The 19,169-nt window shown below is 39.0% G+C and carries 15 protein-coding genes; 12 read left to right on the plus strand and 3 right to left on the minus strand.

Annotated elements, in window-relative coordinates:
* Positions 1-122 precede the first annotated feature (122 nt).
* Positions 123-2,264 carry a tyrosine-type recombinase/integrase gene (locus tag B9N65_RS10380; RefSeq protein ID WP_087583774.1) on the minus strand — a complete coding sequence of 714 codons (2,142 nt, stop codon included), beginning with the start codon at positions 2,262-2,264 and terminating at the stop codon, positions 123-125.
* 574 nt (positions 2,265-2,838) lie between these two features.
* Between B9N65_RS10380 and B9N65_RS10385 the strand changes: the two genes are divergently transcribed.
* From B9N65_RS10385 to B9N65_RS10425, 10 genes are all read left to right on the plus strand, one after another.
* Complete coding sequence (locus B9N65_RS10385) at positions 2,839-4,254, plus strand: hypothetical protein (RefSeq protein WP_087583775.1); 1,416 nt, start codon at positions 2,839-2,841, stop codon at positions 4,252-4,254.
* A 152-nt stretch (positions 4,255-4,406) separates the two neighbouring features.
* Entirely contained in the window at positions 4,407-5,273 is an 867-nt protein-coding gene (locus B9N65_RS10390) for an AraC family transcriptional regulator (protein WP_087583776.1), read from the plus strand.
* A gap of 228 nt (positions 5,274-5,501) precedes the next feature.
* On the plus strand, positions 5,502-6,350 hold the full coding sequence (locus B9N65_RS10395; RefSeq protein WP_087583777.1) for an aldo/keto reductase: 849 nt from the start codon (positions 5,502-5,504) through the stop codon (positions 6,348-6,350).
* Positions 6,351-6,360: 10 nt separating this feature from the next.
* Positions 6,361-7,026: an alpha/beta hydrolase gene (locus B9N65_RS11155; protein ID WP_219336883.1), complete on the plus strand. Its 666-nt coding sequence runs from the start codon at positions 6,361-6,363 to the stop codon at positions 7,024-7,026.
* Between the two features lie 78 nt (positions 7,027-7,104).
* Positions 7,105-7,482, plus strand: coding sequence for an alpha/beta hydrolase (locus tag B9N65_RS11160; protein WP_219336884.1), 378 nt, complete (start codon positions 7,105-7,107; stop codon positions 7,480-7,482).
* A 335-nt stretch (positions 7,483-7,817) separates the two neighbouring features.
* On the plus strand, positions 7,818-8,693 hold the full coding sequence (locus B9N65_RS10405) for an alpha/beta hydrolase (protein ID WP_087583778.1): 876 nt from the start codon (positions 7,818-7,820) through the stop codon (positions 8,691-8,693).
* 16 nt (positions 8,694-8,709) lie between these two features.
* On the plus strand, positions 8,710-9,279 hold the full coding sequence (locus tag B9N65_RS10410; protein WP_087583779.1) for a flavodoxin: 570 nt from the start codon (positions 8,710-8,712) through the stop codon (positions 9,277-9,279).
* 117 nt (positions 9,280-9,396) lie between these two features.
* Entirely contained in the window at positions 9,397-11,055 is a 1,659-nt protein-coding gene (locus B9N65_RS10415; protein WP_087583780.1) for a carboxylesterase/lipase family protein, read from the plus strand.
* A 22-nt stretch (positions 11,056-11,077) separates the two neighbouring features.
* Positions 11,078-12,187: an alpha/beta hydrolase gene (locus B9N65_RS10420; protein ID WP_087583781.1), complete on the plus strand. Its 1,110-nt coding sequence runs from the start codon at positions 11,078-11,080 to the stop codon at positions 12,185-12,187.
* 210 nt (positions 12,188-12,397) lie between these two features.
* Complete coding sequence (locus B9N65_RS10425; protein WP_257640058.1) at positions 12,398-12,817, plus strand: ABC transporter substrate-binding protein; 420 nt, start codon at positions 12,398-12,400, stop codon at positions 12,815-12,817.
* Between the two features lie 551 nt (positions 12,818-13,368).
* On the opposite strand, the gene B9N65_RS10430 is transcribed toward B9N65_RS10425, so the two are convergent.
* Both B9N65_RS10430 and B9N65_RS10435 read right to left on the minus strand, forming a co-directional pair.
* Positions 13,369-13,671 carry a type II toxin-antitoxin system RelE/ParE family toxin gene (locus B9N65_RS10430; protein ID WP_087583782.1) on the minus strand — a complete coding sequence of 101 codons (303 nt, stop codon included), beginning with the start codon at positions 13,669-13,671 and terminating at the stop codon, positions 13,369-13,371.
* Positions 13,664-13,927, minus strand: coding sequence for a type II toxin-antitoxin system prevent-host-death family antitoxin (locus B9N65_RS10435; RefSeq protein WP_021086499.1), 264 nt, complete (start codon positions 13,925-13,927; stop codon positions 13,664-13,666). Before B9N65_RS10435 ends, B9N65_RS10430 begins: the two co-directional genes overlap by 8 nt.
* Before the next feature lie 201 nt (positions 13,928-14,128).
* On the opposite strand from B9N65_RS10435, the gene B9N65_RS10440 reads away from it, so the two are divergent.
* Both B9N65_RS10440 and B9N65_RS10445 read left to right on the plus strand, forming a co-directional pair.
* Positions 14,129-17,926, plus strand: coding sequence for a hypothetical protein (locus tag B9N65_RS10440; RefSeq protein WP_087583783.1), 3,798 nt, complete (start codon positions 14,129-14,131; stop codon positions 17,924-17,926).
* 3 nt (positions 17,927-17,929) lie between these two features.
* A partial coding sequence (locus tag B9N65_RS10445) for a thioredoxin reductase (protein WP_087583784.1) occupies positions 17,930-19,169 on the plus strand: 1,240 nt, incomplete at its 3' end.

Raw genomic sequence — 19,169 nt, forward strand, 5'->3', positions numbered from 1 at the left:
TATGTAATGCAATACAATTATATCATAAAAAGATATGGGATAGGATACAAATATGATTGATCTTAAAGGTCCAAACTCTTCTTTATTGTAAATGGCTATATACATTTACAATTAAAAAGCACTTACTCTTCCCATCCTTGATCAAAATTTACCTCTTCAACTAGATCCTTTAGAATTTTTGGAGTTACTGGTTCGCCATAAGTATTCATAGTGATCTTGTATTGTTGTTCATGCCCTACAAGAGCAGCTATATGTTCAACCCTTTGACCGCTTTGGATGAGCTTATTTATGAAAGTGTGCCTAAATGAGTGAAATGTCCTTGTCTTATCACCATCTTTTATAACTTGAGTATTTATCTTCTTTCTAAAATATTCAGAGAAGTCTTTATTGTTGCAATTAAATAGCCTAACTGCTTTGCTACATTGCTTAGCTAGCTTCTTTTTACTCTCTATAAATTCAAACAGTCCAATGCTACTTAGCTTAGAGTGGATAGGCACAATCCTAGCAGAGTTTCTAGTCTTTAAAGTCTTGCTCTTGCCTGTTTTTACATCTACTTTTGTATTTAAACTAAAGCATACTATGTTATATTTTTCGACTATGTCATCTGTGTTTAACTGTATTATCTCATTTAGTCTCATACCAGAGTAAGCTGCTATATGAGTAACGAAAAATAGCTCATCTTTGCTAATTCTTTGACTTTTGGTATCACCACTTGATCTAATCTTACTAACAATATCCAAAAGTGCGTTTACGTCACTATCTTCATAAGGATTTTTATTTGTAACGTCATCTTGGTTTAAATCTATTTGTAGATCCACCGCTGGGTTCTTATCTATATAGTCGCTATCGTAGCAGTATTTAAAAAACTCACTAACTCTAACAATATACTTCTTAATGGTTGATTTAGAAATTTTTGGTCTATCTTTTGCTAAAGCTATGATCTCATCTATGCTCTTATCTTTATAGAGACTATTTTGAGAGAGCTTGGTTGGTAGTTGTAGTAAAACATTTCTAAAATTTAGTAAGTCATCTCTTTTTATCTTTTTGATGTCTAGCTCGTCGCCAAATTTCATAGACATTAGCCGTCCTACATGTCTAACAAGACCAAATGTGCTATCACTCCAGTTGTTTGAAATGCTTGTGTTTGATACATAGTTTTCAAATGCGCTCTTTAGCGTGACGATGTCAGCTTTGCTTTCGTTTTTAGCAGTTGAGTCTAGCTGCGATTTAAAGCTTTTAGCTCTACTTGAGAAGAGCTTTTGGAAGAAATTTATAGCTTCATTGAAAGTCATGCTACTAGCATCACTTCTATCATTCAAAGCAAGATCTTTAGACTCAATGTCACTTAAAACTATGCCTTTATCTTCATATTTATCTGCCTTATATAGCTTTACCTGACCACCAAAGGTAGGATCATTTAAATTTCCATATCCAAATTTTAGATCATCGCTTAGCTCATTGTCTCCATCTGGCGATAACTCACAACCAAATATTCTTAGGATATCGTTTTGTGTGAGTGCGCCCTTTTGTTTAGCTAGCTCATTTATAGCATCTCCTAGCTCACAAACAGAGTGCTTTAAGGACTTTTTAGTAAAAGGTAGTACCAAATCCTGCCTTTTTAAAGTCTCTATGTCGTCTTGATAGCTATCTATGTTAGCCTCTCTAACGCCTTTTGCTATCTCGTCTTTAGTATTATTATCTAAATTTGCACTCTTGTGCTTTTTACCAAGTGGTACAAATGCTTGTTGCTTATCATTTAGTAGCTTTTGATTTTTGCACATCTTGTATGATATGTGATTTATGTTATCTATCGTTGCCTCAAGCACTCTTTTACCAAGAAGCTTTTTGGTGTGAGAATCAGTGCAAGATAGCTTTTTGCAGATATCATCAACCTCTTTTGATATTACACTGGGTAAGCTATCTTCTTTTAAACTCTGTTTTAAAAACAAATTTAGTGATAGTAGTCCATCCAAATTTATATATCTGCCAAGCATATCATGCTCTTTGATACTTTTGGCCTCCTTGGCTTTTAAAAGCATAAGCACCAAGTGCTCTATAAGTTCGCTGCTCAAATTCATCTTCCATGCCTTTTTGATCGCGTTAAAAATTATAGAGTAGATCTTAGCACGATTTTTCGCTGTATCAAAGCGTTTTGTGAGGAAGGAGGTTATGTATTCGGTTTTATTACCAAAATAAGGCCTCAAATATAGAGGAATAGCTACTCTAAAGTAGTATATGCCATTTCGTTTGACTAGATATTGCATCTTTGTTACCTATGCAATATAACTTTGTAGCAAAATGTAGCAGATACTTGGTGTGAAACTGGCTGTGTGCCGTCTTTTTGGTGCTTCAATAAGGTTTATTTTTAAACCCTCATAAGCCGGAGGTCGGGAGTTCAAGTCTCCCCCGTGACACCAAAACACACTATTTTAGGCACTAGCGGTGATGCTTTTGTTCTTTCCCTTTCTTTAAAATTTCCTTTAAGAGTGGAACACTTAGTTACTAAAGTGGGACAGTCTCTTAAAAATTCCAATGATTATAAAGCCATCACCCTTTTAATACCATAAAAAATAAATTTGTTTTAAATTCTTGCTTCTAGCTTTTTATCTAAAACCCCTTTAAATACGCACTTTCAACACCTATCATTTTAATATTCTTAACTTTTCTTTCTTAAAAAATAAACTTTTTTACGAAAATTTGCATTTCTAGCGAAGATTTTTTCAAAATTGGTGTAATTACTATAAATATCTTTTAAAAGGATAAAAATGAAAATATTTTTATTAATAGTAACTAGCACTGCTAGCATGAAAGAAAGTTTATGTAATGAGGTGATTTGCCATGGCTAATGCATATACAATAAATGATCACAATCTGGTTATAAACGTAAGGTCAGGTTTTTTAACATATGGTAGAGCCATAGGTAGATTTGCACATGCATGTCGTGAGAAAAATCAAACTGAGTATATAAAGTATCTTAACAAAACCCCAGCCACTATTAATCGCTACAAGCTCCTAAGTGAATTTAATGACAATGGCAATATGAGAGATGCTAACAGTAAAGATGATGAACTACATAATATGGCCTTTGTAAATAATTTACTTAAAGGCTTTCAGGATAGCTTTAAAGAAGACTATACCGCGCAGTCCTATACGCAAAAGCGAAATGGCAAAGATACTGTTATAAAAAAGTCTTGGCGCAAAGATATGCGTAGCTTTTGTGAGATTATCATCACGTTTGGCACAGATAGGAAGAAAGAGCCAAAAGAGGGACTAAACGGCGAAGAGTCGAAATTTATAAATGAAAACATACAGATGGATAGAGTTATGAGATTTATAAATGCATACTGCGCAAAGCATGGCGTAAAGTGTCTGCTTGTAGCTGAACATAATGATGAGAAGACCAAGCACTTTCATATATTTTTTACAAACTACAGCTTTGAAAAGCATGCAAATTTGAGATTTAGCGGCAGGTCAAAAACAGCAAAATTTGGCCAAGAGCTGCAAGATATGGGAGCAGAGGCATTTGAAGGTCAGGTACTTCGTGGTAAGTCAAGTAAAAATAGACACAAGAATTTAACCCAAATGCACCAAATAGCAAGTGAATATAAGAGTGAGCAAGAGCTAAAAGAGAAAATTCAAAAGCTTATAGAAGCGGAAGCAAATAAGTATATGCAAAAGAAAGAGCCTTTGTTGGGCGACGAGTACTTTAGATTAGAGCCAAATGAAAAAAGAGCTTTAATAGTAGGTCTTAGAAATTCTGTTTTTGAACAAATGCAAGAAAGCATAACCATCATATCTGATGAGCAGCTAAAAGAAAAGGTAGAGCTTCTTGCTGGGCAAGTAACAGAACAAAACAAGATCATAGAGGAAGATAGAGAGAAAAACATAGAAGTCTTAAAAGAAAAAGAGCAGCTAGAAAAAGAGCTAGATGAGCTAAAAGAGACCCAAGCTAAGCAAGATAACGAGATAACGCATCTTAAAAACAGACTAAAAGCACATGCCAATCAGCAATCAAAGATAGATGAACAAAGTGTATTGATAAAGAGCAAGGATAGAGAAAATCAATCTCTAGCACGTAAAAGCGAAAGCTTGCAAAAAGAAAATATCGGGCTAAGAGACTTTAATGACAAAAGTTTAGGCCTTTTACTTGAAATAGCAAGCACCAATCCTGAGCTAAAAGAGATGATAGTAAATGAGATGCCAGAGCTAAGAGGTAAATTTACAAAAGATGATGCTTTGATGGAGATGGAGTAGAACAACCTCACCCAAATTTTACATCAAATCAACCTTATCTTCTTTGCAATTATGCTATCTATTAAAATAGTATCCTAAGCTATTATGCTTGTTTATCCACATGTAAAAAGTGGCAAAAATTAGCTAAAATTCCAAAAAACTAAGGAGGCACAATGAGCAAGATAGATGAAATTTGCAAGTATTTGGACGCTAAATTTAGCTCAGACGGCAAGATACAAAGCGATATAAAGGAGCTATTTGTCTACCGAGCAAGCGTGCCGACCGAGTTTTTAACCGGCGTTTACGAGCCGGCGCTTTGCATGGTTTTTAAAGGCTCAAAACTGGCCAAAGTCGGTAATGATTTTTACGAGTACGATGAGCAGCACTATCTGCTAGCCGCTACGCATATCCCCGCCGTTGCAAAGATCAAAGGCTGCCCGTATCTAGCCATAAAGATCAACTTTGAGCTAGAAGATATCTTGGGCGTGATCGAGAGTATAGGCGGCGCCGAGAGCAAAAAGGGTAAGTTTGCAGGGCTAGCTCTTGGGGTGGTAGACGATGAGCTGCTTGAAGCCGTATTTAAATTCATCCGTTTGCTAGAGCGTCCAAACGATGCTAAATTTTTAGCAAAGCTCGCGATAAAGGAAATTTTATACATACTCTTAAAGGGCGAAAACGGCGATTTTCTACGCCAATACGCAATGCTAGAAACCATAGAAAACCGCGTTACGCGCGCTGCCAAAGAGATAAAATCAAACTACACCGAGGCGATAAATATCGAAAATTTAGCCAAAAAGCTTGGCATCAGCGCATCGTCGCTCTATCATAACTTCAAGCGTATTACGGCGCTTAGTCCGCTTCAGTTTCAAAAAAAGATCCGTCTCGAAAAGGCAAAAAATCTATTGATAAATCAAAATTTAGACGCCGCAGAGGCTGCATTTGCCGTCGGTTACGCGAGCCCGTCGCAGTTTAATAGAGAGTACTCCAAGATGTTTGGCATGCCTCCTAAGGCGCACGTCTTAGCCATAACGGGCGCTTAAATTTAGTGCGAGCAGACCTTCTGTCTCTTTCGTTGATTTTATCTTCTAAGCCTCTTTTATCTAAATTCACATTTTTGACCCACCATAACTACAAATTTTGATCTAAATTTTGCATTTTTTATAAAATTTGCAGAAATAGGCAATGATTTTGTAGGATCGTTCTACCTCCTTTTTTTAAAAACCGTTATAATCATTTCAGTTTAAAAATCAAAATTACAAGGAGCAAAAATGCAGTATTTAACCTTAAACGACGGCAACAAAATGCCGATTTTAGGCTACGGAGTCTATCAGGTGGAGTCTGCGGAGGCTCAAAGATGTGTTGAGGACGCAATTAGCGTGGGCTACCGCCTCATTGACACTGCGCAGTCTTATCGCAACGAAGAGGGCGTTGGCGCGGCGGTTAAAACGGCGATAGCCGGCGGCGTGAAACGCGAGGAGCTTTTTATCACCACAAAGCTTTGGATCAGCGACGCAGGTGAGGAGCGCGCGCTAAAGGCCTTTGATGCGTCGATGAAAAAGCTAGGGCTTGATTATCTCGATCTGTATCTCATCCATCAGCCATATAGCGACATCTACGGCGCGTGGCGAGCGATGAGTAGGCTTAAAAAAGAGGGTCGCATCCGCTCTATCGGCGTTAGCAACTTCTACGCCGATCGGATCGTCGATCTGTGCGAAAACAGCGGCGTCATCCCTGCGGTAAATCAGCTTGAGTGTCATCCATTTTTTCAGCGTGAAGCGTTAAAGCGCGTGCTTGATGGCTACGGCATAGCGTTTGAGTCGTGGGCTAGCTTCGCCGAGGGTAAAAACGATATATTTAAAAACGCCGTACTAAGCGGTATCGGTGAAAAATACGGCAAAAGCTCGGCTCAAGTTATTTTGCGCTGGTTAATTCAGCGCGGCATCGTCGTCATTCCAAAAAGCGTTAAAATCGAGCGAATGAAGCAAAATTTCGACATTTTTGATTTTACGCTTGCGCCTGATGATATGGCTGCTATCGCTGCGCTGGATACAGGCAAGACGCTATTTTTCGATCACCGCGACCCGCAATGGGTCAAAAGACTAAATAACTATAAATAAGGAGCAAGCAATGAAAAAACGCGATTTTATGAAAATTTCAGTAGGAGGAGCAGTAGCTATGAGCAGTTTAAACGCAAAAGAAAACAATGCTGGCGAGAGAGTAGAAAAACTAAAAGTCCCATTCGCCAACCCGAGCAAAGAGGCTGCCGCAAATGCGGCTAAAAATCCGTTCGGCCTGGTTTACGGCGACGCGATAAGCAAAAACGAGGAGGGCAAGGTAAATTTGACGCCGGTAAGCTATAAATCTCGCGGCTTAGATATCGCGGCCAACGTCTATACGCCCGCAAATTTTGATCCTAACAAGAGTTACGCGGCCATCGTCGTGGCGCATCCAAACGGCGGTGTGAAGGAGCAGGTAGCGGGCCTCTATGCGCAGCGCCTAGCGGAGCTTGGCTACGTCGCGATCGCCTTTGACGCGGCTTATCAGGGCGCTAGCGGGGGCATGCCGCGCAACGTCGATACGCCTGCAAACAGGATCGAGGATATCCGCGCAGCAGCCGATTTTTTGCTTAAATTTAAAGGCGTAGATCGCGACCGTATCGGAGTGCTAGGCATCTGCGGAGGCGGCGGATATACGCTAAAAGCCGCGCAGACTGATAAAATTTTCAAAGCCGTGGCGACGCTAAGTGCTTTTGATAGCGGACTAGCTAGGCGAAACGGCTTTTTGGACGCGTAAATTTCGACTATCCAGCAACGACTAAAAGATGCTAGCGACGCACGCGCCAAAGAGGTGCTAACGGGCGAGGTTGAATACGTGCCGGATCCAGATTTAACCGACGAGGAGATAGCCAAAATCACCAACGATCTTTACCGCGAGGGGCTAAAATACTACCACCGCACGCACGCGCATCCAAACTCCACCTTCGCCTACACCAAAAGCAGTCTGCTAGATCTCATGAACTTCGACGCTGCGAGCAATATGGATCTAATCAATCAGCCGCTTTTGATGATGGTAGGCTCCAAAGCCGACAGCGCCTATATGAGCGAGCGAGCTTTCGCGGGCGCTAGCGGTACGCAGAAGAAGGAGTACTTTAAGATAGACGGAGCGCTACATATTGAAACTTACTATAAGCCAGAATATGTGGACGTCGTGATGAAAAAGCTAGCCCAGTTTTACGGAGAAAATTTGTAAAAACGAATAAAACAAAGGATATGCGGTAAAAATTTTTAGAATTGTTTTAGCTATTTTATTAGCTTTAAATTTAAGCTCGGCAAAGAAGCAAGCGATGATAAATTTGAACGAGCTTCCGCACGCAGCAAAGCTTAGCGGGGCGCTTAGCAACAAATAGCTAGCGCTCGTTAGCTTGGCTGCTTATGCGGCGGCTGGCGATGCGGACAAACTAAAAGTCGCACTGCAAAACACAAGAGATGCCCTAAAAAGTCTTTAGCGGTTTTTGGTTATAGAGGTCAAATTTGAAAAAGTTTTTGATTTCGGCGCTATTTGCGGCGGCGTTAGCGGGAGGGCAAATGAACGATAATTTTACAAAAGAGAGCAAAATTTCAGACGTCGTCCATGATGCGGCGTTTGGTGATTACGGCAGGCTGCTTTTTCCTACAGATGCTGGTTACTTTAGCGGCGGACGGCTTGGCGAGCTAAATTTGACGTGGTACGAGCATATCGATGCCGATAAAACGGTTGAAATTTTAAACTATCTAAAAGATCGTGCCAAAGCCGGCAAACAGGTATTTTACGATATTTACTCAAATACCGAAAAAGCCGCCGATCCACGCAAAAATGATACTGGGCTTTTTTATTTTAAAGGCGAGCGGGGCAAGCCGTTTGCAGTGGTGGTCGCCGGAGGCGGCTTTGCCTATGTGGGCGCGATGCATGATAGTTTCCCGCACGCGCTTGAGCTTTCTAAAAAGGGCTACAACGCCTTTGCGTTGATCTACCGCCCGGGCGCTAGGAGCGGGGCGCAAGACCTTGCTCGTGCGATTAGCTTTATTTTTGAGCACGCAAAGGAGCTTGAGGTGGGAGCGGAGTTTTATTCGCTGTGGGGCGGCTCTGCCGGAGCTAGGCTTGCGGCGATGCTGGGAAGCTACGGCACGCAGGCTTTTGAGCAGGGCTCGCATCCGCGACCTGCAGCCGTGATAATGCAATATACGGGCTATTCGGATTTTACGCGAAACGATCCGCCGACTTTTGCCGTCGTTGGCGAAAACGACTGGATCGCAAGCCCCGGCGTGATGGAGAGACGGATACGAAATTTAGCCGCTACGGGCATTAAAACGCAGTTTCGTAGCTACGCAAATTTAGGTCATGGATTTGGCTTAGGCACCGGCACGGCAGCACAGGGCTGGCTAGATGAGGCGGTCAAATTTTGGCAAGAACAGATGAGATGAAAGAAAGGAAAATAAAATGAAAAAATTAAGCAAAATAATGGCTACAGCGCTTGTTATGTGCTCCTTCGCGGCGAGCGAAAGTGCAGCAGGAAATATAAAATTTGAGCCCCAAAAGACGCTCGTAGTCTATTTTTCAGCAGGCGGCAATACGGCTAGAGCGGCAAATTTAATAGCACAAAATTTAGGTGCTAAGATAGTTGAACTAAAGCCCGTGCAGCCCTACACGAACGCTGATCTAAACTACAACGATCCAAAAAGTCGCGTTAGTCGCGAACATGACGATGCGTCGCTTAGGAAAGTGCCTTTGGCTAATGCTAAAATCGAAGGATGGGAGAGCTACGAGGCTGTTTTCGTGGGCTATCCGATCTGGTGGCACGATGCTGCGTGGCCGATCGACGAGTTTATAAAAAACAACGATTTTAACGGTAAAAAAGTGATCCCGTTTTGCACCGTTTTTAGCTCGGGGCTCGAAAATAGCGATAAAAATTTAGCCAAAATGGCGGGAAGCGGCGAGTGGCTAGCAGGAAAGTCTTTTGGCGAGAGAGCAAGCGAAAAAGAGATAAAAGAGTGGCTTGCGAAATTTTAGGCGATCTGAGCGCTATTTTGATTTATTTTTAAATTTTAGTTTCCTAATTTGGAAAACCTTGCGCTTTAGCGTTGTTTGTTGCAATAAGACCATACCTTAATCTTACGGGAGGATGTCATGAAACCAAATTTATCAACCAAATTTGCACGAACGACATTGCTAACTATAGCTTTGGGCTTTATAGTGCCAGCATTAGCGAGTCAAGATCCGATCCAAGCCGGTAACGACATCGCTGTAGTTCATACTCAAGCCGGTAAAATTCAAGGCTATGTCCATAACGATATTTTGACCTACAAAGGCATCGCGTATGCCATGGCTGAGCGTTTTATGCCGCCGCAAAAAGTGGCAAAATGGCAGGGCGTAAAAATGGCTTTAACTTACGGCGATGTATGTCCGCAAGTTCCGATGGGTGGACGTTCGTTTTTCTTTACCGGCCCGGAAATGACACAGAGCGAGCAGTGCTTAAATTTAAATATATGGGCACCGAAGAATGATGGCAAAAAACGTGCGGTAATGGTATGGATTCACGGAGGAGGCTTTCAGTCTGGAGCGTCTAACGATCTACATAGCTATGACGGAGAAAATTTGGCCCGCTCGGGTGATGTGGTAGTGGTTTCTGTTAATCACCGCTTGAATGCGATGGGGCATTTGGATCTATCCGCTTACGGCGAGCAGTACAAATACTCCGCAAATTTAGGCGTACAAGATTTGGTGGCTTCACTGGAGTGGGTTAAAGAAAACATTGATAAATTCGGCGGAGATCCGGCAAACGTTACTATTTTTGGCGAAAGCGGAGGCGGAGCAAAAGTGCTTACATTAATGGGAACGCCGGCAGCTAAAGGTTTATTTAGCAAAGCGATCGTCGAAAGTGGCGCAGTAGAAAAAATGGGAATGACGCTCACCTCTCCTAAAGCAGGCATGCGCGTAGCAGAGCTAACGCTTGCAAATTTGGGCGTAAAACCAACCGCGCTTGATAAGCTCAAAGTGTTTACACCGGCGCAAATTAACGAGGCGGCAAACAAAGCTCTAAAGCAAACGGCCCAGGAACAAAAACTTACGCCTCTTCGCGGACAAGGCTATGGTTTATCGTGGGCACCGACAATGGACGGCGATTATATCCCGCAAGAGCCTGTAGGCGAAAAATATCCAGAATTATCAAAAGATATTCCGCTCTTGATCGGTTCAAATTTAACAGAATGGGAGAGCTTCCCGCTGCAACTAGATTTAGCCAATACACAAAAAGATAACCGCTTTACTTGGAGCGACTCGCAAGTGGAGGAAAAGCTAAAAGCAAAATATGGCAATAAGACCGCCAAGGTCATAGAGGCATTCCGTGAAGCCTATCCAAAACGCCGTTTGGCCGATGCGCTCTATGTGGATAGTTTTCTGCGTGCTCCGGCATTAAAAACTGCGAGTTTAAAAGCTGATCAGCACGCTGCGCCGGTGTATAACTACATATTTAGCTGGGATACTCCCGTGTTTAACGGCGTACCGATGAGCTATCATACCGCAGAAATCGCCTTTGTCTTTAACAATATCGATAAAATGGAACAAGCCACGGGCGGCGGCAAAGAGGCGCGCGAGTTGGCAAAAAAAATGAGCACGGCTTGGGTAAATTTTGCCAAAACAGGCAATCCAAACGGTGGCGATTTGCCGCAATGGGACGCTTATACTCGCGAAAACGGCAATGTGATGATATTTGATAACGAAATCAAGATCAAACAACATCACGATGCGAAGTTGCAGCGTTTATTGGCTCCGGAAATGAAATTTTAAGAGATCATAAAAAGGATAAACCATGAAAAAATTTACAAAACTTTCCATATTTTTAATCGCTTATGGGCTAGCCGTGCAAACTTACGCAGCGCCGCTTTCCATCGAAGAGCAAGGCAGCTTTGCCGTGGGTGGTTCGATAAAAACCAGCAAAGGCATTTACAACCCCTTTCCGGACATTGTAAAAGGCAAAGAAAGCAATAGCTTTATGGATGTCTATGAAGCATCTATCCAAGCGGGCGGGCAAACCTTGCACGGCGATCATGCAACCGTTTTTTATCAAATTCCAAGTAATCCCCGCAAGTATCCGCTTGTGTTTTTGCATGGCGCAGGGCAATCAATGCGAACATGGCAAACTACCCCAGACGGCAGAGAAGGTTTTCAAAATATCTTTTTACGCAGGCATTTTCCTGTTTATTTAGTAGATCAACCGCGCCGCGGGCAATCCGGACAAAGTACGGTAGAAGGTAAAATTTCTGCAACGCCTGACGATCAGTTCTGGTTTGCTCAATTTCGCATAGGCACCTACCCAAATTTCAATAAAGGCGTGGCATTCCCGCAAGATAAAAACTCGCTAGATCAGTTCTTTCGTCAGATGACGCCAAACACGGGAGCGTTTGACGGCGCGGTAATCAGCGATAGCATGAGTAAACTCTTTGATCGCATCGGCGATGGCGTGCTCGTCACTCACTCGCAAGGTGGTATTGTTGGTTGGCTAGCCGGAATGAAAAATCCGCATATCAAAGGCATTATCTCTTTTGAGCCCGGCAACTTTCCATTTCCGGAAGGTGAAATTCCTGCAAATATCACTAGCAAATTTGGCGATATCAAACCTGCTATGACAAGTAAAGCGGATTTTAACAAGCTTACCAAAATGCCGATTTTGATCTATTTTGGCGATTTTATCAGCGATAAGCCGTCCGATAACCAAGGCGAAGATCAATGGCGAATCCGCTTGTCGCTCGCTAAACAATGGGCAGACGTCGTAAACAAACACGGCGGCGACGTGACTGTGGTGGAGCTACCTAAAATAGGCATCAAAGGCAATACGCACTTTATATTTTCGGATCTAAACAATATAGAGGTGGCTGATCATATGGAAAATTGGTTAAAGCAAAAAAGGCTGGGCAGGTAAATTTAAAATTATAGCTAGCGACGATGGTGCGCGCGTTAAATTTAAGCCCGTAGCAGTGCGATCAAAGTATAAAATTATGTAGCACGCTCAAATTTTAGTTAGAAAAGATGGACTCGCAGTTTATGATAAGGTGAGCGATAAAATTTTTGCAGTCTGAATACTGCGCTACTTTTTGCTGCGACGCCTTATGCAAATGCAGGCGCTGCGCTGGTGCATTTTCCGCGCGGAGTACATAAAATCGCTGGTGGAATAAATTTAAGCTCCCAAGGCAATGAAACTGATTTTAAAATCTCAAAGATAATAAACGAGGAACAAATTATCATCCTAAATCCTGACATCATCATAACAAATTCGCGCGAAGGCAAGGAAAAAATATTAAAAAATCCTCCGTTTAGTAACGTAAAAGCCGTTAAAAACGGTGCCGTATTTGTCGTGCCTAGTGGGGTATATCTATGGTCGGTTAGAAGCGCCGAGGGTGCTTTGCAGCCACTTTGGCTAGCCAAAATCTTTTATCCTGAAATTTTTACAGAACTAAATTTAGAAGACGAAGTCAAAAAATTTTACCTCAAATTTTACCGCTATAAACTAAGCGATGAGGAAACAAAAGAGATACTAAATCCTGAAATTTAGATGAACTATAAGGCAAAAGTAAAAAAGCAAGTCTGCTCGTGCTCGCAATGTCGGCAAATCCAACTAGCCTAGAGACAAACGCTAATGATGATTCGAGCAGCTTTAATAATGGCTGTTGCTTTATTGACTATTTTTATAGCATGGTGAGCGAGTTTTTATTAAATAAAACTTAGACCTTTTATCGACAAAGGTCATCTTAAATGGATAAAGTTTTGTTTAGGTTGTATCTTTTTAAATAAAAATTTCGCCCGTCTGGCTAAGACCTTACAGCAAGCTCGGACCGAGCTTGCTAAGTAAGTTTATCAACATACTAAAAATGTTGATAAATATGCTAGAAACTGGCATTAAATTTTCTTGGATTATAACAAATAAATTCATAATGTAACATACTGCATGTGATGTCACATGCAGCACATGATGTTATGTATAGTACATGATGTAACATGCAGTAGGTGACGTAACGTATAGTATGTGATGTATATTTTACAGGTGTAAAGAGTGTTTGGATTTGGAGAATATTTTTCTAGATAGATATTATTGAAGTTATATGTCTAAAAAGTGCTTGGTGTATATCTAATAGTGATGATTATTACGATCTTATCTTTTTCATCTATCCTATAAATCACTGTGTAGTTTTTAACAAATAGCTGTCTATAGCCCATATTGGCATATCTGCCAACTTTTCTAATAGCACCACGATTTGGCATCTCATCTAGGCTAAGGATAGCATTTTTGATAGCCTCTAGTGTAGAGTTTGCAGCACCTGACGAGAGCAAAGATAGTGCGATATATTTATATATTGCTTCAAGCTCTTCATAAGCTTGTGGTGAAACAAGGACTTTATACTTACTCAAGATATTTATCTTTTAAACTAGCAAAAACGTCTTTTGCTTCTAGCATCTTTGTATCTGCTGTTATCTTAGCTTCAGATGATGCGATGGCGCTATCTATATCGGCTGTGGCTACTAGCTTATCATATGTCTTTATGCTCATCACAACCAAGTCGCCATAGCCATTTTTAGTTACAAATATTGGTTCATCCTTGCTATTGCATAGCTGTGAAATTTCATTTGTGTTTCTAAGCTCTTTTATTGGTACTATTTGAGGCATATGCTATTTCCTTTTAATAATATGACATGATTATAGCATAATTGTGTTAGAAATTTAGATGGCTTGTCTAACTAACTTGGCAAACTAAAAAATATAAGCCAAAGCATCAAACATTTCCCACCTTCCTTTAGCCCATAATAAATTAATAATATTATAAATACAATCACAATAAAATATCTAAAACAGTGGTGGTGGCTTAATATGCAAAACAACGAAATAAAAATAACCTACTCTTGCGAAGAGACATTAAAAAAGATAAAAGAGTATATGGCTGATGCAAAATGTGTAACGCTTTATACGTCTAGCTTGAATTCACTCACATCGTACTCTAACGGCATAGCTAACGAGATCATATCTAATCTAATATTTTCTAAGAAGAGAGATAAAAAAGATGTGTCGATCGTATCTGACTTTTATATAGATAAAGAGAGCTTTACTGATAGCAAGCTAAATAGAATAAGAGAATTTGAATATAGAGATATACCAGTAAAGATCGTCCATAAAAAGAGTGCGGTTGATAAGTTTTTTGCAAATTTAAAAGAGAAGATAAGCCCTATAAAAAGTAAAGCAAGATATGAAGCTGAACTTGAAGCTGCTCAGGATGAGCACGAGAGAAATTTGCTAAAAAGCATGGGCGAAACAAAGACAGAAGCTATAAGCTTTTATGATATGTTTGAGGTCATAGTATCCAACTATGATGACACCAAAGATATCGTAAAAGAGTGCCTAAATACCTTAAAAAATGATCTACTAAGCGATGCTAGCTCTTTGATATCTAGCGAGGGGCTAGATGGAGCTAAATTTGAAAAAAGCATTGAAGAGTGTTTTAGAGAGTTAGATAAGAATTTAAGCGAGCTAAATAAAGAAAGCGGAGAGTTTTTACTAAAACAAATATTTCTTTTTATACTAAGCATAGTTGATCTAAGTGACCCAAAGGCTGCGCTTAAAAAGGCAAACGGATGCTTTTTATTCTATGAGCTTAGTAAATTAACCTACAAGATGGTCGAGCATCAAAGTAATAGATCTCTTTATGGCGTAACCTTACCTATCCTTAGTTTTTTCACATCTAGATTTGCTTCTATTATAAATACCCTAAATATAAACTCAAGCTGTAATGTATTAGTATTTAAACAAGATAAATCTTCTAACTCTGGCTTTTTTATAGACTTTACTCACCTAAATTTAGACTATATCTACTTTAGAGACGACAATAACCTAAATGAGGTTAATTGCAATGCAGATGAGGGATATAGTGTGTTTGGTCATTTAGATGATCTATCGGTATTTGATCACACTAAGGATGTTTGCTCTTATGATATAGTAAATAAAAACTTAGGCTTTGGCTCTAGTGATGATACGCTCTTTAAAAGACTAAAGGATCAAATAAAAGGACTAAATGCAAATTTAAATTTTATCTGCGCTTCAAATTTCAACTCTATAAAACTAGCCAATCTAATAGCGAACAAGTCCGATAAAAATGGCACATCTGCAAACGATGAGATGAACAGCAAAGATTTTTCAAATTTAAATAAAAACTATGTTGTGCTTTCAAACTCACCTTTTAGATCAAGTGCAGGGCTAAGAGAAGAAGTAATAAGTAAATGCCTAGATCAAGTGATAGAAGACGAGCTAAATAGACCCAACAAATCCAACCTAGTAAAACAAAAATTCACCGATATAAAGACCCTAGAGCCTGTTAAAGACTATAGCAAATATAGTATAGATATAAATAAAGACAACCAAAAATCAACCCTTGTCTTAAATTTATCTCCATTTGCAAGGATAGATAAAAAATATATAGACAACATAGAGCAAAAAAGGGAAGAATTTAAAGAGATCGCCTATCAAGATGACACCAACTATCTTGACAACTACACCAAATACGAAGAGTTATTTAAGACAAATTTCTCTCACGTAAATGCTTATGCTAAGCAGCCAAATGATATGGAGAAGATCAAAAAAAGCGAAGAAGAGTATATGAAAAAGGTAACTCTCTCTTTTAAAGCAGTGTTTGATAAGGTAAATGAAAACACCTTAAACAGAAGAGAGGCTGAAGCATATAACAATAGCAATATCTCAAGCCAACTTATAGATGATATAAAAAATGGCTCATCAACCGCAGATGAATACCAATCACAAATGCAACGTATAATACAAACCCTTCCAAAGCGCTACTCTTTCATAGAAGCACTATCTCTTAGTGTGGCTTACTTTATAATGACTAAAAGCTATTCAAAAAAAATGATAAAGAAAAGCATTAAAGATGGTGATGAATATATAGTAATAGAAGACGATGAGATAAAAGCCTTGCACTCAAACTCTATAATAAGAATTTTTGATAGAGATGTAAAGCTATTTTTCTACAAAGACTCAGTAAAAAGTAGTGGTCTAAAAAGTGGTGAGTATCTATGTATAGAAGAAATTTCTAAATATATGGATGGAGTAAATAACAAGGATGTAGTTAGTGTTGAAGAGCTTTTAGCTGAAAATGAAGTTGGTAAGAATGCAGATATCAAAGACCCTTTGCAAAAAGATCTGATGAAGCTTCTTATAGAACAAGCTGACAAGATAGATGAGAACTATAAAAAAGATGAAGCTACTATAAAAGAGGCTATCGCCGCTAAGAATAAAAACACTCTAAAAGAGGCTATAAATTTAAAAGATATAGCATATAGCAACGATAGAGATATAAATAAAGAGGTAACCTCATTATTAGTAAAAACTACTATAGAAGAGGTGTTTCCACTAGCAAAATTTGTTGGCGAAGATGGCATATCTAAGATATATGAATCCCTTGGCTCTTATATATTTAATAAAGACGCAAAGGCACTAAGAGAGACATTTCTTGATGAGCTTGGGGTATTAAATTTAGTAAAAAGCCTACTTGGTGCAAGAAAGACTAAAGAGATAGATAGATATATCTTGCTAATAACAAGTCTAAAAACTACAAGCGTAGTTTTACAACATTCAAAGCTTAATCTAATCATTCAAGCTTCAAATGCATTTAGGCTTCATATGGCGATGGAGTATTATAAACTAAGCATAACTTATACAGAGATCACAACATATACCTTTATGAGATATACTCATAGGTTTAGCTATACAGATTTTCAAGAGATAAAGAGACTAATAAAAGATTATGCAGGATCGTTAGGTAAGAGCATAGGTGCTTCTATGGTTAGTGGCGCATTAGAACTTTGGAAAACATCCTATGAAAAACTAGAAGAGAACTATAACGAGATAATGCACACAAGATATACATATAAATTTAATGAAGCTTACGCACTAAATAATATCTCATATAAACCTATGTCTATAAAAGAAGCCTATGATAAAGATAGTACAAATAGCTATTGCTACTATCCAGTAATGATCTATCAAAACTATATAAGCCTAAATTTAAATAGACTATTTCTAGGAGCTAATATAAGTAGTGGAGGACTAGACTATAACTCATTTATATACTATGACATAGACCATAAGAAAAACAAACTATCTTTTAACCTAGCCTCTAAACTAGCACTAAATAACCTTAGTGCCTATCTATGCTTAGATGAACTAAGAGGATCTGGTAATGAGATAGATGCAAGATATTTTAACTATGCTAGAAGTAGATATGCTAACTCTGATGTCGATATAAGAGGGTTAGATACGGATGTTAAGGAGGAGAAGGAAATTTACGATGTCTACTATAAAGGCAATGGCCAAGATAGACAGAGCTTCTCTTATGCAATAGACGCTTACCAAAAAGCCACAGATATAATCAACAAATTTAAAAAAGGCATATTTAACACAGAAGATAACGACAACTCCCACTCTAACCTCTCAAGAGATCTAGTAGAGGCACTAGATACTATTGGCAACAATAACATAAAGGGTATATATGTGGGGTGTAAAGCGCCTAAGGAAAAAGAAAGAAGCAAAGATGAAATTCCACCTCGCCTAGTAGGTCGTCTAGCCACCACCATAGTAATGGAAGATGGTCTATATATAGGATAAGAGATGAAGAAGATCATATTTATCATCATAGCTATTTTAGCAGTCATAGTAGTAGCAGTAATAAGTAAAGGAAAATTACAAAATAAAGGAAATTTAATGGATAATACTAATACATATACAGTTATAGCCCACAACGGCAGAGAGGTAAAATTTGATAAAAATACAAATTTGATTGTTTATGATGGAAAAAAGTCAGATAATACAAACAATGATCTTGCTTCTAAGCTAGTTCTTGACTCCCGCTCCATCCTAGACTCATCTCCATATAAAAACTATAAACCACTATACTATAACCCTAAACCAAATTCTCTAGGTCAAACAGACTATTTAGCATTTAAACCATGGCTAGATATTAGCTATAAAGCAAGCTCAAATAAACTATCACCTTGGACTAAATCAGAAAAAGCTTACTATGAAAGTTTAAAAGATAAAAGAGATAGATATATCTATCTAGTAAAAAGAAGTAATCTAAAATGCACTATGATAGATATACCAGAAGATGCGATAGGTAGAGTAGATAGTAATGGCAAACTAACAAAGCCAGAATATGCTGAAATTTATGATGAAGTAAATGCTCACAAAGGCACATTAAAATCAATGCTCTTTTCCGCAGAGTGGGGAATGTGTGCTGGCATACTTGGAAATCCTATGGGGTTTTCATATGGAAATGAAGCAGGATTTAAAGCAAGGGATTATCAAAGAATTTTCTTAGCAGCCCAGCTAGGAGTAACAAAGGCTTTAAAATTTTTAGGAGATTTATTTGAATACACTACTTATGATATAGGTCTAAACAAAAATTTACAAATGGCTGAAGAATTTAGAAGACTAGCTAAAAATCCCCCACTAGATGAATATGGAATGATGCCTTATCTTGATGAGATAGTAGGGAGCTACTTCGTGATGGATTTTAATAGAAATGGTGTGGCAGCAATGCCAGATAACTCGTTGTATAAAGATTTAAGAGAGCTTGTGGAAGATAAAGGCAAACTACTAGACCCTAGAGACCTTGACGCAAATGAGACTACAAGGGAAGAATTTATCTCTTATGTCAAAAGTGAACTCCCTAAATTTCAAGATAGACTAGAGCTTCCAGGATTTCCTAAAGATTGGGATGATAGAACACTTTCTCTTTTTATAGACTCCACCCTACTAGAAGCCAAAATAATGTCCCTAACCCCACCAGAGGGATATCCAAATGCACCATACTACAACACACCAGAAGAGCTAACAAGACTATATGAGG

The sequence above is a fragment of the Campylobacter concisus genome (assembly GCF_002165815.1).
Lineage (GTDB): Bacteria > Campylobacterota > Campylobacteria > Campylobacterales > Campylobacteraceae > Campylobacter_A > Campylobacter_A concisus_BH.